Origin of the sequence: Kordia sp. (genome assembly GCF_965224175.1) — a bacterium.
GTDB lineage: Bacteria > Bacteroidota > Bacteroidia > Flavobacteriales > Flavobacteriaceae > Kordia.
Genome location: NZ_OZ245041.1, coordinates 4,150,396 through 4,171,204, shown reverse-complemented (window position 1 = coordinate 4,171,204; position 20,809 = coordinate 4,150,396). Strand labels below are relative to the sequence as shown.

Annotated in this window: 16 protein-coding genes and 2 tRNA genes; 13 read left to right on the top strand and 5 right to left on the bottom strand. The window is 32.3% G+C overall.

Annotated features, from left to right (window positions below; all coding sequences use genetic code 11):
* The first annotated feature begins 2 nt into the window (after window positions 1-2).
* The 3 genes from ACOQOS_RS18030 to ACOQOS_RS18020 are packed head-to-tail and all read left to right on the top strand — an operon-like array spanning window position 3 to window position 3,960.
* Window positions 3-1,046, top strand: coding sequence for a 6-bladed beta-propeller (locus ACOQOS_RS18030; protein WP_420571865.1), 1,044 nt, complete (start codon window positions 3-5; stop codon window positions 1,044-1,046).
* On the top strand, window positions 1,043-1,837 hold the full coding sequence (locus ACOQOS_RS18025; protein ID WP_420571864.1) for a hypothetical protein: 795 nt from the start codon (window positions 1,043-1,045) through the stop codon (window positions 1,835-1,837). Before ACOQOS_RS18030 ends, ACOQOS_RS18025 begins: the two co-directional genes overlap by 4 nt.
* A complete protein-coding gene (locus tag ACOQOS_RS18020; protein ID WP_420571863.1) occupies window positions 1,837-3,960 on the top strand; it encodes a c-type cytochrome domain-containing protein in 2,124 nt (707 codons plus the stop codon). Before ACOQOS_RS18025 ends, ACOQOS_RS18020 begins: the two co-directional genes overlap by 1 nt.
* Window positions 3,961-4,125: 165 nt before the next feature.
* On the opposite strand, the gene ACOQOS_RS18015 is transcribed toward ACOQOS_RS18020, so the two are convergent.
* Both ACOQOS_RS18015 and ACOQOS_RS18010 read right to left on the bottom strand, forming a co-directional pair.
* The gene (locus ACOQOS_RS18015; protein WP_420571862.1) at window positions 4,126-4,659 is read right to left on the bottom strand and encodes a DinB family protein; all 534 of its coding nucleotides are present in this window, start codon (window positions 4,657-4,659) and stop codon (window positions 4,126-4,128) included.
* A 38-nt stretch (window positions 4,660-4,697) separates the two neighbouring features.
* On the bottom strand, window positions 4,698-4,916 hold the full coding sequence (locus ACOQOS_RS18010; protein WP_420571861.1) for a hypothetical protein: 219 nt from the start codon (window positions 4,914-4,916) through the stop codon (window positions 4,698-4,700).
* Between the two features lie 265 nt (window positions 4,917-5,181).
* On the opposite strand from ACOQOS_RS18010, the gene ACOQOS_RS18005 reads away from it, so the two are divergent.
* The 10 genes from ACOQOS_RS18005 to ACOQOS_RS17960 all read left to right on the top strand — a co-directional run bounded on the left by ACOQOS_RS18005 (window position 5,182) and on the right by ACOQOS_RS17960 (window position 17,550).
* Window positions 5,182-5,841 carry a hypothetical protein gene (locus ACOQOS_RS18005; RefSeq protein WP_420571860.1) on the top strand — a complete coding sequence of 220 codons (660 nt, stop codon included), beginning with the start codon at window positions 5,182-5,184 and terminating at the stop codon, window positions 5,839-5,841.
* 519 nt (window positions 5,842-6,360) lie between these two features.
* Window positions 6,361-9,831 carry a hypothetical protein gene (locus ACOQOS_RS18000; RefSeq protein ID WP_420571859.1) on the top strand — a complete coding sequence of 1,157 codons (3,471 nt, stop codon included), beginning with the start codon at window positions 6,361-6,363 and terminating at the stop codon, window positions 9,829-9,831.
* 79 nt (window positions 9,832-9,910) lie between these two features.
* Window positions 9,911-11,347: a hypothetical protein gene (locus ACOQOS_RS17995; RefSeq protein ID WP_420571858.1), complete on the top strand. Its 1,437-nt coding sequence runs from the start codon at window positions 9,911-9,913 to the stop codon at window positions 11,345-11,347.
* A 29-nt stretch (window positions 11,348-11,376) separates the two neighbouring features.
* A complete protein-coding gene (locus ACOQOS_RS17990; RefSeq protein WP_420571857.1) occupies window positions 11,377-11,976 on the top strand; it encodes a hypothetical protein in 600 nt (199 codons plus the stop codon).
* 33 nt (window positions 11,977-12,009) lie between these two features.
* Entirely contained in the window at window positions 12,010-14,289 is a 2,280-nt protein-coding gene (locus tag ACOQOS_RS17985) for a hypothetical protein (protein ID WP_420571856.1), read from the top strand.
* 2 nt (window positions 14,290-14,291) lie between these two features.
* On the top strand, window positions 14,292-14,759 hold the full coding sequence (locus ACOQOS_RS17980) for an SMI1/KNR4 family protein (RefSeq protein ID WP_420571855.1): 468 nt from the start codon (window positions 14,292-14,294) through the stop codon (window positions 14,757-14,759).
* A 183-nt stretch (window positions 14,760-14,942) separates the two neighbouring features.
* Complete coding sequence (locus tag ACOQOS_RS17975; protein ID WP_420571854.1) at window positions 14,943-15,407, top strand: SMI1/KNR4 family protein; 465 nt, start codon at window positions 14,943-14,945, stop codon at window positions 15,405-15,407.
* A gap of 166 nt (window positions 15,408-15,573) precedes the next feature.
* Window positions 15,574-16,053, top strand: coding sequence for an SMI1/KNR4 family protein (locus ACOQOS_RS17970; protein ID WP_420571853.1), 480 nt, complete (start codon window positions 15,574-15,576; stop codon window positions 16,051-16,053).
* Window positions 16,054-16,208: 155 nt separating this feature from the next.
* Window positions 16,209-16,565 carry a hypothetical protein gene (locus ACOQOS_RS17965; protein WP_420571852.1) on the top strand — a complete coding sequence of 119 codons (357 nt, stop codon included), beginning with the start codon at window positions 16,209-16,211 and terminating at the stop codon, window positions 16,563-16,565.
* 409 nt (window positions 16,566-16,974) lie between these two features.
* The gene (locus tag ACOQOS_RS17960; RefSeq protein ID WP_420571851.1) at window positions 16,975-17,550 is read left to right on the top strand and encodes a hypothetical protein; all 576 of its coding nucleotides are present in this window, start codon (window positions 16,975-16,977) and stop codon (window positions 17,548-17,550) included.
* A 253-nt stretch (window positions 17,551-17,803) separates the two neighbouring features.
* Here ACOQOS_RS17960 and ACOQOS_RS17955 read toward each other — a convergent pair.
* The 3 genes from ACOQOS_RS17955 to mutS all read right to left on the bottom strand — a co-directional run bounded on the left by ACOQOS_RS17955 (window position 17,804) and on the right by mutS (window position 20,672).
* Window positions 17,804-17,887, bottom strand: a tRNA-Leu gene (locus ACOQOS_RS17955).
* Between the two features lie 16 nt (window positions 17,888-17,903).
* Window positions 17,904-17,976: transfer RNA gene (locus ACOQOS_RS17950), tRNA-Gly, on the bottom strand.
* Window positions 17,977-18,098: 122 nt separating this feature from the next.
* The gene (mutS, locus tag ACOQOS_RS17945) at window positions 18,099-20,672 is read right to left on the bottom strand and encodes a DNA mismatch repair protein MutS (protein ID WP_420575163.1); all 2,574 of its coding nucleotides are present in this window, start codon (window positions 20,670-20,672) and stop codon (window positions 18,099-18,101) included.
* Window positions 20,673-20,809: the final 137 nt, after the last annotated feature.

Below are 20,809 nucleotides of genomic sequence, written 5' to 3'. Positions count from 1 at the left end.
GTATGAATCGAAGAAAATTTTTAAAACAATCGTCTTTACTGTCACTAGGTTTTCTAGCAGCTCCAAGTTTGAGTTCTGCTTTTTCGCTTGGCGCGAATAATGATGTTATTGTTGGACACAATTCACACAAATACAAAGTGAATCTGAACTGGGGAAATTTAAACCCTTCACAAACTCCTGTGAACGATTGTCACGAAATGATACAAGACTCGAAAGGTAGAATCGTTTTACTGACCAATCACACGAAAAACAATGTGATTATTTATGACAAATCTGGGAAGCTCTTGGAAACTTGGGGAACGGATTATCCTGGCGCACACGGTTTGACATTAGTTAAAGAAAATGGAGAAGATTTTTTACTCATTACTGATTACGAACGCCATCAAATTATAAAAACTACCATTGACGGGAAAGTGGTTTTTACAATTAATTATCCTGCAGAAACAGGAAAATATAATAATAAAGAAGAATTTAAACCTACCGAAACTACAATTGCCACAAACGGTGATATATATGTGGCCGACGGTTATGGAAAACAGCATATTTTACATTACAATCATGAAGGCGTATTGCAAAACTTTTTTGGTGGAAGCGGAACTGAAAATGGACAATTTTTAAACGCACATGGCATTTGTTATGACGATCGTAATCCAGAAAACCCTTCGTTGCTTGTATCTGCTAGAGAATTAAACATTTTAAAACGATTTGACTTAGAAGGCAATTTCCTAGAAGCAATTCAGGTACCTGGCGCATTAATTTGTCGCCCAGTAATTCATAAAAAAGATATTTATTTTGCCGTATTGCGCTCTAAAAGTGCTATCCATTCTGATTCAGGATTTATTTTGATCATGAACGAAAAAAACGAAGTTGTTTCCTGTCCTGGCGCTACTTCGCCATCGTATCAAAACAATAAATTAAACGAATTATATCAAACAGTTCACTTGTTTCAGCATCCGCACGATGTTTGCATTGATGATGATGAAAACATGTATGTTGCTCAATGGAATTCTGGAAAAACCTATCCTATAAAATTAACCCGCGTATGAGAATTTATATAGGAATCTTAGTATTGAGTTTAGTAGCCTTTGGCTGTACTAAAAAGAAAAAAGAAACTGCAGAATTTCTTCAAAAAGGCAACATCAAACTTGTCAAACCAAGAATTGAAGTATCAAATACAATCATTGATTCTTTTGTTACGCTTACGTCTAAAACAAATATGGACAATTCGACAATACATTATCAAAAAAATAGCAAATCTGTCTTACAATCATCTACAAAAATAACGGATACCATTTTTGCCAAAAAAGCCGATACATATAACTTTAGAGCTTTTCATCCTGATTGGCAGTCAAGCGATTTAACAACAATCAAGTTATACAAAAAAGGAATTGCTCCTAGTAAAATTACATGGAAAACATCCGCAAACAAAAAATATAAAGGTCAAGGTGAAACTACACTAACCAATAACAAAAAAGCCTCTTTACAATTCAGAGATTTGGAATGGATTGGCTTTGATTCCATTGCAAAAGCAACGGTTTCATTTCCAGAAAAAACATATATTAAAAGTCTAACTATTGGTTATTTGGTGGATACAAAATCATGGATTTTCCCACCTGAATCAATTATGATAGTTATAGATAAAAAACCTTTTCTCACAAAGACATTTCATACTTTAACCTCAAAAGATATTCTAAAACTTGACGACATTAAAATACCAATCAAAAAAGAATGTAACACCATTACGATACAAGTAAATAATTTGCAAAAACTACCCAATTGGCACGCTGGAAAAGGCTTAAAAGCTTGGTTGTTTATGGACGAATGGATTTTTAATTAATGAAACAACACAACTACATACAATACTTGTTTTTTGGTGCAATTTCAATTTTTGGATTGCTCACCTTCTATGCGTTTACCGCTACGGAAACACCGAGAATCATCTTATTTTTTGGAAGATTTCATCCGTTATTGTTACACTTACCAATAGGCGCGCTGATTGTTGCCTTTTTCTTAGATCTTTTAGGAAGAATTCAAAAAAATTATCCTTTAACTACAGTAAGAAATATTTTAGGATTTACAGCATTTTTTGCCATACTCACCTGTTTTTTAGGATATTTTTTATCGCTCGAAGGCGGATATGAATCTGCTACACTCAACATACATTTATATACAGGAATTTTGACTGCTATCTTAACCAGTATTTTGTTTTGGTACAGTTTGAAACCACTCTTTAACACGAAAACATTTTTTTTAATCTTGTTTGCTGTTTCTCTTGTGAGTATCAGCGTTGCAGGACATTATGGAAGCGTATTGACACATGGAGATAATTTCTTGACCGAATACGCTACACTTCCCGAAGAAGAACGAACAATTGAAGTTGTAGATAGCTTGCGCATGTATGACGATGTAGTCACAAAAATATTTGATAAAAAATGTGTGCAATGTCACAACACCAGTAAGCAAAAAGGAGCGCTTTCTTTGATTTCTCGTGAAGCTATATTAAAAGGCGGAGAATCTGGTAAAGTATTCATTTCAGGAAATGCAAAAGCAAGTTTATTGTATCAACAATTATTGTTACCTATTTCGCATGAAGATCACATGCCTCCAGAAGGAAAAGCGCAATTGACAAAAGATGAAATTTGGTTGCTCAAACACTGGATTAACAAAGGTTTAGATTTCGAAAATTATGTAACAAATACTACAGAGAATGATACCTTAGCGCATCTGCTAGAAGAATATTTAGTATTCAATGAAATAGAAATTCCAAGAGCTTCTGCAACTGCCATAGAAACTTTAAAAAATGAAGGTTTTAGAGTCTTAGAATTGGTTCCTGGAAAAGCAGAATTAAACGTAAAATACCTCAACAAAACTCCAAATCAAGTAGCTATTGAACAACTTTCGTTGTTGAGCGAACAAATCACAGAACTCGATTTTCACACTTCCGAAATTACTGATGAAATGACAAAAGTAATCAGAGAGCTCGAAAATCTAAAAACGCTTCGCATTAACAGTAAAAAAATAACAGATAAAACGCTGCAAAACCTCACAGATCTGACACAATTAGAAGTATTAAATATATACAACACCAATATCACAAATGATGGATTGACAGACTTATTGCAAAACATTCAACCAAAAAATATTTATGCTTGGCAAACAAAAGTTGATCAAAAAACTGCACAAGAATTAGAAACTACATTTAACGTAAACATCCAAAATAGTATCATAGATGGTTTTGTAAAAGAAAGTCAATTAAAAGCCCCTAAAATCACACCTACGCGAACATTATTTAAAGATTCAATTCATTTAAACATAAAAAGTAGACTAAAAGATGTAGCATTACGATATACACTAAATGGAAAAACACCAGATTCTACTTCAACCATTGTTGCCAATCCGATCATCTTAGAAACCTCAAAAACACTCAAAATAGCTGCTTTCAAAAAAGGTTGGTTGCCTAGCAAGATTTTGACACAAGAATACACGAAAATAGCTCAACAAATCACCAATTTTTCTGCACAGAAAGAGCCAAGTCCAGATTATGCAAAAGCATCAAAATTATTTGACCTCAAAGAAGGAAGTCTTTCTTTTAAAGATGGTGAATGGACAGGTTGTTTTGGTTACGACTTAAAACCTACACTAGATTTAGGCGGAATTAAAACAATTCATAACATTTCGTTTAGCACTTTAGAAGATGTTGGAAGCTGGATTTTATATCCAAAAAAGTTTACCGTTTATGCTTCCAAAACCAATGGAAACTTTAAAAAAGTTGGTGAAGTTAGTATTTCAAGAACTGGTGAAGGTGGTGAACCTGAAAAGAAAAAAGTGACTTTAGCGATTCCAAATACAGAAGCACGTTTCTTTAAAGTCATCATTAAAAATCATGAAAAATTGCCTAAATGGCATCCTGCTGCAGGAAATTCTGCATGGATTTTTGTCGATGAAATTTATGTTTGGTAGTCAACTACTTCAAGGACAAATTCATGAAGCATTGAACAGAAACAATTAAAAATATTTCGACGCAAGTGTCAGAGTATATAAATCTCGATTATCGAGTAAAAAAAGAGCGAACTAATGTCCACTCTTTTTCGAATTTTGAATATTTAGATAATTAAAATGTAATCATTATACCTTTTCAGATTTCTTTTTCCAAATTGTCTTTAGCATGATTTTTATTTGTCCTTGATGACATAACTCATCATGCATTAAATAGTGTTTCAAAAAATAGTGATTATTACCAAGTAATCTTCCGTCTCTAGCATAGACGTTTTCATAAAGCCAATCATCATTAAGTGTTTTTAAAGCTTCTAAAGTTTTCGTACGCATCGTATGTAACTCTTGCATATAAAAATCTAAATCATTTCCATGTACAAGTCCATCGCTAATTAACGGTGGCAATCCGATTTTATAAGTATCATACTCTTCGTCCGTAATTCTTCTTTTGAAAAGATAGTTACATTGAAACTTTAGTTCTAATGCAGAAAAATGAAACAACAATGTTCCGATACTATTATTGAATTCACCAAAAACTGTATCTAACTCCTCAGGCGATAAGTTCTTTACCAAATTCATTGTATCATTTCTAACATCACTAACTTCACTCACAATTAAGCCAATTTGAAGGCTGTAATCTGGATTTGGTATAATTTGATTGCTCATAACTAAATATTCAAAAGGTTTTAATGAAAACTATCTTTTTAAGACTGACATTCTCCTGCATTACTAGCATCAATAATTCCCTTAGAATAAGGACATTCTACATCCATAGAAGGTTTGTCATCATTGCATCCCCAAATGTAAGACAGTAAAATAGGCACAGTAACACAAGGTCCTGTTGCTCCAACAACTTTATTGGCATGCGCTGCTGAAATCGTTCTCTTGTTCAGTTTTAATGTTTTGATTTTCTTTTTTTTCATAATAATATGTTTTAGTAATTAATGTTTTAAACTTAGTAAAGAATGCATGGAACCAAAAGAAACAGGAGTCGTAATTAAGTAAATACGAGTTAAAAATAAATACATAAAAACCTATAAATCATATATTTATACTTTAAAACACATATGTTTCAATAGAAATTTTAAGATTTTAAAAATGATCATTATTTTAAAAGAAAACATTCATCATTTTTTTGCGGATGAATGATAATTGTAGTAAATTCTTTCAAGAACTAAAAAAAATACGATGTCGAATTCTAATACGATACAAGACTCTCTTGACAAAGTGATCAAGTTATCTGAAGCACTTTTTAAACAAAATGTAATAATGCTAACTGTTTCAGAAAAACTACTAGAGGCGAATGGTGATTTAACCGTATTTAAACAAAACAATCACTTTATCAATTATGCATATATATTCACAAATGCAACTCTTGACTTAGCGATTATTACAAAAAACTTAGATGCGGCAAAGTATCCTTCAGAAGAAAGATTTTTTATTAGATCGTCATATCTCATTGTATATGAAATGATCAATACTTACAATAAATTTCAAATAGAATTTAGAGAATTGGCAGCGAAATATCCGAAAATGAAAATTCCTCTCGATACGCTAAACTTAGAATTAAAAGAATATAGACGAAAGCATAAAATTGACAGTGAAGCTAGTAAAATTAGAAATAAAACAATTGCACATTTAGACAAAAATGCCATCGAGTATCATAGACTTACAGAAAGTTTTGATAAAAAATCGACGATCATAATGTCAATGGAGTTTTTAAAAATCATGAGAAACATCACTCCTATTTTACAAAAATTTCATGAAGATCAAAAAGAGGAAATTGAAAACGAACGCCTAAAAGGAAAAGATCGTTTTTTAGCATTTATAAATCGAAAAGAAGAATAAAAAGTCTTCAAGATTAAAAATCTATCAAATAATAAAATTTCAATAGTCTTTCAAAAGAATATCATCACAAATTAGCGTTAACAGAATACTCTATTTTAAAGTCAAAAGCTAAAAAATAAAGTACATTTTCGATTATAAATTAACGTTAAAAAACACTGCTGCAACTACAGGAGCACCTCCAAAAAACATACTAATATCTGTATAAAAATTGCTTTTTTTGCAATGAATAAATAACACTGTAATTGATAAGAATTCCTAATGCTAGTTTTTTAAAATTTAAATTGTATTGCAACCCCTAACATGTTACGATTATCTAAAAATTAACTTAATTTTTAGATAAAATAATACGCTTATACATTTTTCTTAAGGTTATAAAAAAGCATTTGGTAGCTTTAAACAATTACTTCCCACACCAAACCGAAAAATCATACAAAAATTTCAATCTGAACAAGCTTGACTTGTACGGAAACAGGATAGGTATGTCCAATTTTTAACACAATTTTTAATTAAATATATTTTATGAAAACACCTGTAAAAAATCAATTATTTAATTTCGTTACACTACGAAATCCTCAACTTATTGCAGAACAAGATAAAGATCCTGGATTTGTGTTTCATCCAGATAAAACACAAAGTGCTTTTTATGAAGCTGTAAAAAATAGTACGGAAAACGAAAAAGAAGCTGCATTAGCAACTGTCAGTTCCTCTTTTTCAGCATTGAAAACAAAAACAGAAGTTCGTGCTCGTTTTGAAAAACTATATGACTTCTCTTATTGGTTAATGCGTAATAAAAATATGCTCTCTTTCGCAGCAATTTTAGAAAATAGCTCAGGAGTTGGAGTTTTATCGTCAAGCAATGAATTACTCATTTGGGAAAACTTGATTTACCAAACTGTAAACAAAAATTCAGTATATGTAAGAGAAGCGTGTATTCAGTTACTAATTGCCAATAAGTTTTTAAAAGCTTTTACAACATTAGTATCTACAGTAGCAAATGATCATACTTTTTCAGAAAGTCAGGATAAAGAATTCACACGTCGTGCGTATGCTAGTGTTGTTGTATCAAAAATTCTCTTTGCTGATGTAACCCAAGCTCAACCTACAAAAACAGCTTCTTCAATGAAGAGACTACAAGGTTTAGCTGAGTCTTTTCTTGCGAAGCAACATATTGAACACTACAAAACACTTGAAAGTGAACTTCATCATGTAGAAAAAAGGTATCAAAAAGAACAACAAGAGTTATACGATAACGCGCTTAAAAACCATCAAGAGCAAGTGCAAACACTTGTAAATGAAGCAACACCAACTATTATTGAGCAAACTGATGAAAAAGGAAATGTAATTTCCAGCATTAAAACATATCCTGAGTTACAGTTACCAACATTTAGTTTTCAAAAAACAGCTCCAATTACAGAAGATTATTTGAAAAGCAATATTTCAGGAAATTCTTTAGCTATTATAAAATCACAAGGTTGGGATCAACTAGAAACATTTGAAGAAATTTATAAAGCCATTGGGAAAGAAAAAAAGAAAAACTATAAAACTATTGGAACATATAACAAAGCGAGTAGAACTAAGAAAATAGGAATGCGCGGAGCTATATTAAATGTTTCCGACAACAAAGTAACTCCTTTTTGCTTTACAGCTATCGATGCAAAATTACCGACAGGAAAACATGGAATTAGCATGATATTAGGCGTAAACGAACCTGGAATTACTGTAACAAATGCTAGCGTTCAGCTTCAACATACACCAAACGGAGGCATCTTAAATGGACTTTCGTTTCAGAATATGTTGACTGGTTCTGAATACATCAATGTCTTTTTTGAATTCGACCCAATTTTAAGAAGTGAAGGTACTGAATTAGAGTTTAGTGGAGAATTTACACTTAGCAACGGAATTACTTATGAGTTTTCTACTAAATCCATTGCCGATGTACGATCGCGATTCAACTTTAAAAGCTGTCTCTCTGTAAAAGATGCAACTCCTGATACTTCTATAAATACCAATCATATTTACGGCGTAAGTAAATTGGGAATTGCTGATTTTCGTCGTGTAGAGCAAGAAGTTTGTTGTTATGTTCCAGGTGAAGTATCACATATTGAAAACATCATGGCACGTGAGTATAAAGAGCGTGAAACTCGTAGCTTAAATAGTATTGATATTACAAATGAACGTAGTGAAGATCGAGAAGTAGAAAATCTTACAGATACGACTACTACAGAACGTAATGAACTTCAAAGTGAAGTAGCAACTGTTTTGAATGAAGATCAATCAGAAAACTATGGAGCTAGTGCAGGTGTAAATGGAGAAATTGCAGGTAGAAATTTCAGAGTAGATTCTTTTGCTGACTTTTCATCCTCTAGTGCTATTTCCGATTCTAATTCTCAAGCACAAACACACGCACAAGAAGTAACGGAACGTGCAATGGAACGTATCGTACAAAAAATAAGCACCAAACGTACTACACGTATCTTAAAAGAGTTTGAACAAAAAAACATTCACGGATACGATAACACCAAAGGAGATACCAATGTGACTGGAGTATATCGCTGGATTGATAAAATTTACAAAAACTCTTTAGTAAACTATGGAAAACGACTCATGTATGAATTTGCCATTCCTGAGCCATCAAAATTCTTCAAAGAATCGATTTACAAAAAACTAGAAAATGATGAAAATGTTTCAGGTGTTATCATTCCTGAAGCACCTGTACATCCAACGGTTTTATTTGAAATTGACGGTGTTACTGACATTGATGAAAGTAACTATCAAGAAATCGCTGCCTATTATGGTGCTGAAGTAACACCAAAACCTTCAGAAACCATTCGACTCAATGAATCTTTCGAATATGCTGGATACACATCTGGCGATCACGAAACGCATTCAGCAAATAAAACACTTTCTATTCCTGAAGGATACTACACTACAGGAGCAACCGTACATGCATCTGGAATGCACGATGGAGATTCGCGTTCAGGTCAAGGAGTAAGTGTAACGGTTGGAAACCAAGTATTTCACAATGTGGCAGAATTGTATCATAATGTGGCGGCTTTAACGCCTCAAGCAGGAAGTACTTTTAAAGAGTTCTCAGAAGAATTGTCATTGTCATTCTTTGCCGTAAACTATATTGGAGTCAATGCTGCGGTAGAAGTAATTTGTTCTTTATCTGAAGAAGCAAAACAACAATGGCAAAATGAAACCTATCAGGCAATCATGGAAGCTTATGAGCGTAAAGTACAAGAATACAATGAAACGCAACAAGCCAATGAAGTAATTCAAGACACCACAAGTGAAAAAGTCAATTTCAATCCTTTATTAAACAGAAGTTTAGAAAAAAGAGAAATCAAGCGCATTGCTATTGAACTCTTAACTGAGCAAAAAGGACATTCACTTGCTAAAAATAATTACACTACTGTAGATGCTACTACGGGAGTTGCTAAAGTGGTTAAAAACTCAGGATTAGAAATACATGCGGCTGCGGTTAAATTCTTTGAACAAGCTTTTGATTGGGATATCATGGCATATATTTTCTATCCGTACTTCTATGCAGATGAAAAAGATTGGAAATCCTTATTCCAAGAAACAGATGCTGCCGATCCGTTATTTCAAGCCTTTTTACAATCAGGTATGGCAAGAGCAGTCGTTCCTGTTCGTCCAGGATTTGAAGAAGCTGTGAATTGGTATATGGAAACAGGAGAAATTTGGAATGGTCAAGGATTAGTAATTGATCAAGACAATGACTTATACCTATCAATTTCAGAAGAAATGCAAACCATTGAAGGAACTGTAGAAGGTACTTGGGAAACACGAATTCCAACGTCACTTACTATTTTACAAGCAGATTCTGCTATACTAAAAGAAAGCGGACTTCCATGCTACTGTCCAGAACATCAACAAGACAATACTATTGAAAGCAGTACAGATTTGATTGGTGGAGACACTGGTCCAACTGTAGGAGGTATTGGAAAGTTTGTAGTATCATCATAAACAATAAAAAAAGAGGAGCCGAACTAAGTAGGTTCCTCTTTAACCTACCATTTTTTTACACATACAAAATTTAAAAAAGATGATACAAGATAAAAACACATTAAAAAGTTATTTTGAAATAGGAGACTTTCCTACAGAAGCGCAATTTGCAGACTTAATAGACAGTTTTGTACATATTGAAGAAGGAAATACTAATGGAAATGCGGTATCTCCTAAAACAATTTTTATCAATACTCTTGATGGTGATGACATAACTGCAACAACAGAAAGTAGCAGTAAACCGTTTAAAACTATAGATGCTGCATTAGAAGCATTGCCTGCTTGGGACGGAGAAGATCATTGGGTATTGGTGCTAATTTCGGCTGGCACATACATCATTACAAAAGCAATTCCTAGGCGAAATATTACATTTTCTTCAAGTCAGAAAGTTAGTATCAACATACAACAAGAAGGAAACATTACTCAAAAAGGACATAATACAAGTCCATTAGCACGCATTACATTTGACATTCCATTTGGAACATACACGCATACATTTTCAAACAAAGAAACATTCTTTTGGTCGCAGCGAATTAGCTTACACCTTAATTTTGATCGTATACAGCTAAACTATACTGGAAATGAAAACTATACTTCCTTTGCATATTTCAATTTAGGAGCAGGTTATCAAAGCTACGGTAGCATTATGAAAATTAATGTTGTAGAAACCAACATTGCTTTTTTCTACGGAAGAAAATTTTCTCCAGATACTGAAAACGTTCGATTGCAAGTAGAAATAGGACGTGTCATTATTAAACAAGGAAATGAATTTGCATTTTTTAGAGAAGATTACAGATACGATTTAGTAGAAGCAGCAATTAAAGTGCATTCTTTTATCAATGAATCCTCTAATTATGTAAATATGTTTTTGGTTACTTCCACGAGTAAGAAAAACATCTACATAGGCAATGTTATCGGACAAGGAAATGCTGTATTTCTATTTTCTGGAATTAGCAATGGCTTTATTACATTTCTAAATTCAGAATTGTCTAATACATACTTTGCCAGAAGTTGGACAACTTGGACACCTGGATATCGTCAATTTGCTGGAACCATTTTAAAATATAAAGATACAAACGGCGCGGTAGTTCAAACTACGTCACATGCGGGTTCTACTGTATATTTTAAAAATCTATTTATCAAAGAATTTAATGCTAACAATTCCAATGCCTGGATTTTTGACTTGTGGCAAAATAGTGATGCAAGAGGTCAGTGGATTTTTGAAAACTGTCATTTCGTTTCCAATTGCAGAACGCTGAGAAATGGCGGCAGCACAGATAGAATAAAACTCGTTGGTATCAATGTCTTTGATGATGCTGGAGATACTACCAACTATTCAATAGACAAACGATCTCCAAACACAGGGCAATTTCAATTACTAAATGAAGGTATTTTAAAGACCAAAACGATACGAAATACCGCAAATTCAGATGGAAATCCCGCAGTACTTGTCACAAGCAATCTCACTACATTTTAAAAACCACACACAACTGTAAATCATAAAAAATGAAAGAAAATATAAAAGTAGCAACAATCATGTTGCACAAAAACTTAACAAAAGAAGAACGACAAGCTGCCATCGATCAAAACAAAGGATTGGTAGTGACTGTCATTGATGACTATTCTGCTTTTAGTGGAAAAACTACAGAATTTGATATGGTTGCCGATTACTTACAACAAAACGATATAAAAAGTGTTGAAGCATTGGTTACCGTAAACAATATTGCTTCTTACGAATTGAATAAAGATAATGTCTCTGTAAAGGTATTACACCAAGAAAATAACTTTGCCTTACAAGCGGTACAAGTACCCAATCCGTACGATGATGCCATTGAAGTAGCAGACCATACACTTATAGTCGTATTTAAAACAGTAAATACAGACATTACAAACCCGAATAAATTTGATACAACCAGTTTCCAAATTTCATTGGCTGCAGACATTGCTTCTACCATTACAAACGAACTCGCAACCAAAGGAATCATGTTAACTGGCACAAATTGGAAAGACTTCACGGTAACAGGAAATTGTATTGTGAGCTTTGAAACAATAGATGATACAACAAGCTTTTATGGGAACAATCCTGATGGGTTTTTAATTGTTTAAGGTATGAGCAGAGTCACACAAAAAATGGGCTATGTGAGTCCGTTGGGTAGAAAATCGCTTTTTGAAGAAACAAACGAATTGGAGGAAAAAGTAACAGCTAATTTTTCCTCTAAAAAACTAAAAATGCATTTCGAAATTCATATTGTTCATAATCAAGATGCTTTTGAAGTTTTAAGGAAAAGAGCGAAAAGTGATAATTATTTATACTTGTATGTTCGTAAAAAAAACGAAAAAGAAATTTTGAATACTAAAGTTTCTAGATTGGATCTTTCGGGTATTACATTTGATGACATAGAACCATTAGGAGTAACTCTCAGTAAAAATGTTTTAGAAAAGTTAATAGTAGACAAAAGTATTGCTAAAGATATTATTCATGATTTAGCAGAATGGATGGATATTAATAAACAACAATATGATTTTGATAGAAATGATATTTCAATTCTATTAGAAGAACACTTGCGAAAATATGTTGCATTCAAAAACTATACACCTCCAAATGCATTAGAGCTAATGCATCAAGTTTTTTTAATGTGCATACGACTTGGCGTTGTAGATTTATCAAATACAACTGGTTATATCTCAGATCAGGTATTTGGAGCTGTTGCTAATTACATCAGAGAGTTCAAGCTAGGTCAAGAAACTTGGAACCCTAATATTGCAACGTTACAATATAAAGACATTCCTTATACCAATACAAAATATGATCCTTTATTTTCCAGTAAATCATCTATGATAAATGTATTTGTTACAACCATGGATGCTATGTTTATTGATGATATAGGCACATTGAATTTACCTAAACATGAAGGTTCTGAAAAAGAGCAGCAAATTGCAGAAACTATTATCAATGGAGGAATTAATGTAATAAACGATATTATTATATGGTTTAAAAACATAATTGTTGGAGCATTTAAAAGTATACAGGAAAACATCGACCATACAATAAAACTATACAATGCATATACTGTTGGTTTTATTAATGGTATTATTGACTTTATTGCCAGTATCGTAGATGGTGTTGGCGGCTTGATAGGGTTACTCAACTATCAAAATCAAGTGGCAATCACCAAAGCCATCGATAAGTTTTTAGCCGAACTTAGCTGGGAAAAAATTGGAGAAATCATCTCTAAAAAACTCAGTAAATTATTTGCTTTTTTAATTGGTGATGAAGCTTACAAAAATGCGTATGAATTTGGTCTATTCATTCCAAAGATATTTGAAATTGTTCTGGAAATTATTGGATTTGCTAAAGGAGTGGCTAGAATTGCCAATAAATTTCCGAAAGCAAAACAATTTGTAAATGATAAGTTGGATGAATTGATTAATAGAATAAAATTACCAGGGATTGACAGAAAAACTCTTGCCGAGTTAAAAAATAAAAATATTACGGTAGAAGTTGAGTATGTAAAAATTCAAACATTTAATGTAGGTCCAATTAAAGTAACAGAGAAAGATAAAATCATTATTAAATATAAAAATTCTATATTAAAAGAGGCTGAAATAAAAAAAGACCCTGTTAGAGCTAGAAAACAGAATGAAGGTATAGACAGATATTTAAAAAAATTAAATGAAGATCCTGCTTTTCTTAACTCAGAATATGTAAGAGTACATAGAAGGCGTCTTAGAATAACTGCTGAATTTAAGAAGAAAGATCAATGGTTTATTGATAGACGAGACGAATACATGAAAGATGGGTTAGTTGATAAAAAAGTTATTGAAAACGGAGTAAAAAAAACAATAAAAGTTAAAGGTCGTGTAATCGACGTAGAAAAAATAAAAGTTTTATGGAAGTTAAGCGGGAGAATTCAAAAAAGAGAACTCAAAGGCGATGATTTAACAGAATTAACAGGAATAAAAAATAGCAGAACAGATCTTGAGAGTGAGAATATAGTAAAAGTAAATGCTAAATTTGAAGTAGATGGAAAAATAGTTGAGTATGAATATATCGAACATTCTGGAAAAGGAATCAGATATGAAGGTGCTAAAGGTGTTGTCAGTAGAAAAATAAAAGATAATGAATTTTTCGATACCATATTTGAAAAAAATAGAAGTTCTGATTCTGAATCAAAAGTGATGGAACTAATAAAAGAAGATCATACAGATTTACTACAAGTTGCAAAAAAACCTGAAAATGTAAAATTACTAAGTGTAGATCTTAAGACTACTTATGATCCTTGCATTGTCTGTAAAAAAGAATTAATTTTATTTAATCGATTTTTCAATGCTATTATTCGTGTTGAAAGACCTTTCTTTGTTGATGAGGATGGAATAAAAACAATTGTAAAAGATAATGCAGATTTTAAGAAAATATAATTATGGAAACTATGTATATGAATAACCTTCAATTATGGAAAGAAAAATATAAAAGGGGAAAAGGTGTAAATTTGGATAAAATTTCAACCATTGAATCTAGGTACAGTATTAATTACCCAAACGCCTATAAAGAATTTTTAGCAATGGCAGGGATTTATTGTGCTGCTATACCGCATGGTAGTCATAGATTTGAATATGCAGATGAAAATCAATTACGCGCCAAAGAATTACTAAATCAATACAAACTCAATCACCTTATTCAAAAACCTTTTTGGGTAATTGCTACAGACAGTGGTGCGTTTTGGTATTTTTATTTAGATGATGGTGATAATCCACCTGTATATCGATTGGATTGTGAATTTTATGGAGATATGGATGACATATACACATTTGGTCCAGTTGCTGAAAGCTTTCAAAAGTGGGTTGAAAAAGCCATTGACTTCTATGAAAATGATCCAGAAAATAAATAATTTACCTAAGCCGTCAAATTTAATTTTGACGGCTTTTTGTTTAGATAATTAATTTTATTTAATCGATTTTTCAATGCTATTATTCGTGTTGAAAGACCATTTTACACCAATAAAAATGGAATAAGAAAAGTTGTTTCAAATAATAAGAATTTCAAAAACATAAAAAAACTATAGTTAAAGAATATGGAATTACAATATATGGAAAGATTAGAATCATGGAAAGATAAATTTAATGACGGAAAAGGTCTTGATACAGACAAGATTTCAATTATTGAATCTAAATATAATATTACTTATCCTATAGCTTACAGAGAATTTTTAATCCTATCAGGAGATTATTGTGGAGCAATTCCTCACGGCTTTGATTATGATTATGAAGAAGAAAATCAATTACGCGCCAAAGAATTACTAGATCAATATAAACTCAATCACCTTATTCAAAAACCTTTTTGGGTAATTGCTACAGATAGTGGTGCTTTTTGGTATTTTCATTTAAACGAAGGCGACAATCCACCTGTATATCGTTTAGATTGTGAGTTTTATGGAGATATGGATGACATATACACATTTGGTCCAGTTGCTGAAAGCTTTCAAAAATGGGTTGAAGAAGCTATTGAGTTTTATGAAAGTGACCCAGAAAACAAATAAATACTTAGAACCGTCAAATGAACTTGGCGGTTTTTTTGTTAAGAAAACTACTTTTATTTCAAGAACGTTTTGGTGGGAATATTGAAGTCGAAAGACCTTTCTTTATTGATGAGGATGGAATAAAAACAATTGTAAAAGATAATGCAGATTTTAAAAAAATATAAGTATGAAAATAACATTCATGCAAAAATTAGAGGAGTATCTGATTAAAAACGACATAAAAGATAGTTCTGGTATTCCGATAACTGAAATAGAAAAATTCGAACAAAAATTAAACATCCAGTTTCCAAAAGCTTATAAAGAATATAGCCTATTAGCTGGGAAAGGATTTAGGCCTATCTCAGTTTCTGGTCTTTCTATTGGATTGTTTTACTTAGAAGAACTCTATGAGTTGGCAAAAGCTAATTTAAAAGAATATAATTTAGAACATTTAATCAATAAAGATTTTTGGGTTATTGGAGAAATATATGGCTCTTTATACATCAACTTTATATATTTAGACGAAGGAGATGATCCACCAGTATATGGTTTGGATATGGAGAATTATGAAGATGATCCGAAAGAAGCTTTTGGAAAAATAGCTGATAGTTTTTCTGAATATGTAGAACAAGCTATTGATGACTATGATCCTAAATATGATAGATAGAACCTCAATACTGTCTCTGTGATAACACTAATTTATAACTAGCGCCATGCATAAGTAAGAACAATATAAAAGCTATGCTAATTTTTTAGTGTAGCTTTTTCTAATTTACAACGATGGATATCAGTATTTAAAAATTGAATAATAAAACATAAAATATGCTAACAGACATAGAAATGCTAGAAATAGCAAAGAAATATTTAAAAAAAATGGAAGAAGAAAAAGCTCAAGAACTAGGGGAAGAAAACAGCCATGAATTAATGATTAATGAAACCATTAAAAAACCTCTTGGCAATGTTTATTATTTTATTGCTAAGCTTTTTTACGAAACATTGGATCATAAATATAGAATAAATGCCGCACCTTTTTTAGTAGAAAAAGAGCATCGTAGGGTTTTACATTTTGGGACTCATTACCATCCTGAGGAACAATATGAAGATTATGAAAATGGAGATTTTGTAACGTCATTACATTCTTTTTGGTATCCAGATGAAGATCGATATAGCCACAAATAAAGTATGTATTTAAAGCTAACGAACAAAGGAATGCTAGAAATAGCAAAAAAGTATTTAAAAAAATGGAAGAAGAAAAAGCAGAAGACCGCACTAGTTTGTAACTAGTGCCGTGCATGAGTAAGAATAATATAAAAGCTACGCCAATTTTTTAGTGTAGCTTTTTCTAATTGAAGTGATTTAAGGGGTTAAGTGAAAATTAGAAGTTTTATGGAAGTTAAGCGGGAGAATTCAAAAAAGAGAACTCAAAGGCGGTGATTTAGCAGAATTAACACTTGAAAATATTATTTAGCTAAGAAACTTTCTATATAAAGCACTAAAGTCATTGATCACAGGGAATCTAAAGAGATCTTTGATCTTATAAAAGATAAAGTGGAATATGTACATTATGTTGAATAAAAATAAATAAAAAATGAAATTAGATTTAAAGTTTTTTTATTATCCAGTAAAACAAATACTTGACGCAAAGGACGAAGAATATATAGCCTTATGGCCCATAATGGACGATTTTGAGAAGTATATTAATACAGCTCCCATACTAGAAATTTGTAGACTTATTGTAATATCTTACAAAGAACAATATGCACAACAGAAATATTGGTATAGAAAACTTCTAGATGGAAACGCATTTGGAATAGATTATGAATACCCTAAAGAATTAGATGAAGAATCAGACAGATATGCTCCTAAAAAAGTTTTAAAAAGAAACGATTTTGAATATGTCCTCATGCGTCAATTTGATGATGCTGCTAAGAATTGTTATTACCTGAAAGAATTTGAAATTAAATTTTCGACCTCTCAAAATTTAGTCGAATTTCAAACTGCCATAGAAAGTGGTTTAGAAGGAAAGGCATTTACTAAATCTAGTACAACCGATCAAATATCTTATATAGTTTCTAATTCCCCTATTTCAAAGGTAGTAATAAGTAACACAAAATTTTTAATGTATATTGATTCGGAAAAATGGGTGTGGTATCCAGGATCTTAAGTTAAAATATCAGCTATCAATAAAGATTTTCATAAAACAAATTGTTAATATGATGCTCACTTAAAAAAACAAATAAACACCTAAAACCGTCAAATGAATTTGGCGGTTTTTTAAATTATTTTTATTTCAAAAGCAATATCTCAAAAATAAATAGATACGAAAGAAGATAGCTTCTTTGTGCTTGTCAACACAAAAGAAAATAGAATGCATAAAAAAACCCTTCAAAATCAAAAATGATTCAAAAGGGCTTTAGTACTCGAGGCGGGACTTGAACCCGCACGGCCCAAAGGCCATTGGATTTTAAGTCCAACGTGTCTACCAATTCCACCACTCGAGCGTGGATTTTTATATAGAGCGAAAAACGGGGCTCGAACCCGCGACCTCAACCTTGGCAAGGTTGCGCTCTACCAGCTGAGCTATTTTCGCAATTTGTCTTAGAACGTGTTACAGTATTACTGTATTGCGGATGCAAATTTAATACATTTCTTCAAATACCAAAGCGTTTTGATAAAAAAGAATAAATTATTTTTTAATTCGCTCGTAATCAACTACTTTTTTTTGCGCACCAACATCCGTTTTATCTCATTCAACTTCATCAATGCTTCCACTGGCGTTAAAGTATCAATATCTGTCATGAGTATTTCTTCTTTGATTTCTTCCAATAACGGATCGTCCATATTGAAAAAACTCAATTGCATTTCATCTTCAACGCTTTTTAAATCATCTGCTAGTTCTTCGCTAGAATGCGATTTTTCTAAACGTTTCAATATTTTATTTGCCTTGTGAATGACTTGTTGCGGCATTCCTGCCATTTTTGCTACATGAATTCCGAAACTATGCTCACTTCCACCTTTTACCAATTTACGCAAAAACAAAACATTATCTTTCAATTCTTTTACAGATACATTGTAATTCTTGATACGATCAAAAATCTCTGTCATTTCGTTTAATTCGTGATAATGTGTGGCAAACAATGTTTTTGCTCGCGATGGATGTTCATGTAGATATTCTGAAATTGCCCACGCAATCGAAATTCCATCATATGTACTTGTTCCACGACCAATTTCATCCAACAACACCAAACTACGTTCGGAAATATTATTTAGAATAGAAGCTGTTTCATTCATTTCTACCATAAATGTCGATTCTCCCATTGAAATATTATCACTCGCTCCTACTCTAGTAAAAATCTTATCCACCAAACCAATTCTAGCAGCATCTGCTGGTACAAAACTTCCCATCTGTGCTAACAATACAATTAATGCTGTTTGACGTAAAATAGCAGACTTACCACTCATATTTGGACCTGTAATCATGATGATTTGTTGCGCATCACGATCTAGGTATACATCATTGGCAATATACGTTTCACCAATAGGCAACTGCTTTTCAATGACTGGATGACGTCCGTTTTTGATATCTAAATCAAAAGAATCGTCAATTTCTGGATATACGTATCTATTAGCTTTTGCTAAGGTGGCAAAGCCGCACAAACAATCTAACTTGGCAATAATATTTGCGTTTTGCTGCACTGCTTTTATATATTGATTGATCCAAATCACTAAATCTGCAAACAGTTCTTGCTCTATTTGCATAATTTTTTCTTCGGCTCCTAAAATTTTAGTCTCGTATTCTTTCAGTTCTTCTGTAATGTAACGTTCTGCATTCACCAAGGTTTGCTTTCGCGTCCACGATTCAGGAACTTTTGCTTTATGTGTATTTCGTACTTCTATATAATACCCAAAAACGTTGTTGGAAGCTATCTTTAAGGATGGAATACCTGTCGCTTCACATTCGCGTTCTAGCATTTTATCCAAATAATCTTTCCCAGAAAAAGCAATACCGCGCAATTCATCTAATTTATCTGAATAACCACTTGCAATTGCATTTCCTTTTAAAATATTTACGGGCGCTTCTTCGTTTAAAGTTTCTTTAATTTTTGAACGAAGTAGTTCGCATTCATGAATCGTATCGCCAATAACTTTCAATGCTTCATTAGAGCTTTGACTCGTAATTTGTTTGATAGGAATAATTGCTTCAAGCGAATTCTTTAATTGAATCACTTCTCTTGGTGAGATTTTACCTGTAGCAACTTTAGAAATTAAACGTTCTATATCGCTGATATGACGAATATGATGTTGAATTTTTTCTAATTCATCTTCTTGATGCAACAGATAATTTACAACTTCATGACGTTGTTTAATCTTTTGACTGTTTTTAAGTGGTAATGCCAACCAACGCTTCAATAAACGTCCGCCCATAGGCGAAATGGTTTTATCAATTACATCTAATAATGTAATGGCATTGAATGAAGTTGAAGCATACAACTCTAAGTTTCGAACCGTAAAACGATCCATCCACACATATGCATCTTCTGCAATTCGTGCAATTGATGTGATGTGTTGTAATTTGTTATGACGTGTTTCTGACAAATAGTATAAAACTGCTCCAGAAGCAATAATTCCTTCCTGTAAATCTTCAACGCCAAAACCTTTCAAAGAACTTGTATCAAAATGTGTGATGAGTTTTTCGTTGGCAAAATCTGCTTTAAAAACCCAATCTTCCAAGTAAAATACATGATGATTGGCACCAAAAACATCGGCAAACTCTAGTTTTTTCTGTTTCGGAATTAAGATTTCGCTTGGCTTAAAGTTTTGCAGTAGTTTATCAATATATTCTGCAGAACCTTGCGTTGTCATGAATTCTCCCGTAGAAACATCCAAAAAAGAAATTCCTAGTAATTTTTTCCCGTAATGAACTGCACACAAGAAATTGTTTGTTTTAGCTTGCAATACTTCATCATTGAAGGCTACTCCAGGCGTAACTAATTCTGTGACTCCACGCTTAACAATCTTTTTCGTTTGTTTCGGATCTTCCAACTGATCGCAAATTGCAACACGTTCACCTGCTTTCACCAATTTTGGTAAATAAGTGTTTAAAGAATGATGCGGAAATCCAGCAAGTTCTATATTATCGCCACCGTTATTACGGTGCGTTAATACAATGCCTAAAATATTTGCTGCTTTCACAGCATCTTCCCCAAAAGTTTCATAAAAATCTCCAACTCTAAAGAGTAGCATGGCATCAGGATACTTTGTTTTGATACCATTGTATTGCTTCATTAAGGGAGTTACTTTTTTCGCGCTACTTTTTGCCAATGTTTGCTATTTTTGATGGAAGAGATGTAAACTTTTTCTTCTGAAACAAAAAGTTTACATCTCTTCTGTTATTTTTGCAGAAAATGTTGAATTGCGAATTT

What these genes read in the sequence shown, in the direction of transcription:
- ACOQOS_RS18030 (WP_420571865.1), top strand. Translation starts at nt 3, where the DNA reads ATGAATCGAAGAAAATTTTTAAAACAATCGTCTTTACTGTCACTAGGT.
- ACOQOS_RS18025 (WP_420571864.1), top strand. Translation starts at nt 1,043, where the DNA reads ATGAGAATTTATATAGGAATCTTAGTATTGAGTTTAGTAGCCTTTGGC.
- ACOQOS_RS18020 (WP_420571863.1), top strand. Translation starts at nt 1,837, where the DNA reads ATGAAACAACACAACTACATACAATACTTGTTTTTTGGTGCAATTTCA.
- ACOQOS_RS18015 (WP_420571862.1), bottom strand. Translation starts at nt 4,659, where the DNA reads ATGAGCAATCAAATTATACCAAATCCAGATTACAGCCTTCAAATTGGC.
- ACOQOS_RS18010 (WP_420571861.1), bottom strand. Translation starts at nt 4,916, where the DNA reads ATGAAAAAAAAGAAAATCAAAACATTAAAACTGAACAAGAGAACGATT.
- ACOQOS_RS18005 (WP_420571860.1), top strand. Translation starts at nt 5,182, where the DNA reads ATGTCGAATTCTAATACGATACAAGACTCTCTTGACAAAGTGATCAAG.
- ACOQOS_RS18000 (WP_420571859.1), top strand. Translation starts at nt 6,361, where the DNA reads ATGAAAACACCTGTAAAAAATCAATTATTTAATTTCGTTACACTACGA.
- ACOQOS_RS17995 (WP_420571858.1), top strand. Translation starts at nt 9,911, where the DNA reads ATGATACAAGATAAAAACACATTAAAAAGTTATTTTGAAATAGGAGAC.
- ACOQOS_RS17990 (WP_420571857.1), top strand. Translation starts at nt 11,377, where the DNA reads ATGAAAGAAAATATAAAAGTAGCAACAATCATGTTGCACAAAAACTTA.
- ACOQOS_RS17980 (WP_420571855.1), top strand. Translation starts at nt 14,292, where the DNA reads ATGGAAACTATGTATATGAATAACCTTCAATTATGGAAAGAAAAATAT.
- ACOQOS_RS17975 (WP_420571854.1), top strand. Translation starts at nt 14,943, where the DNA reads ATGGAATTACAATATATGGAAAGATTAGAATCATGGAAAGATAAATTT.
- ACOQOS_RS17970 (WP_420571853.1), top strand. Translation starts at nt 15,574, where the DNA reads ATGAAAATAACATTCATGCAAAAATTAGAGGAGTATCTGATTAAAAAC.
- ACOQOS_RS17965 (WP_420571852.1), top strand. Translation starts at nt 16,209, where the DNA reads ATGCTAACAGACATAGAAATGCTAGAAATAGCAAAGAAATATTTAAAA.
- ACOQOS_RS17960 (WP_420571851.1), top strand. Translation starts at nt 16,975, where the DNA reads ATGAAATTAGATTTAAAGTTTTTTTATTATCCAGTAAAACAAATACTT.
- mutS (WP_420575163.1), bottom strand. Translation starts at nt 20,672, where the DNA reads ATGAAGCAATACAATGGTATCAAAACAAAGTATCCTGATGCCATGCTA.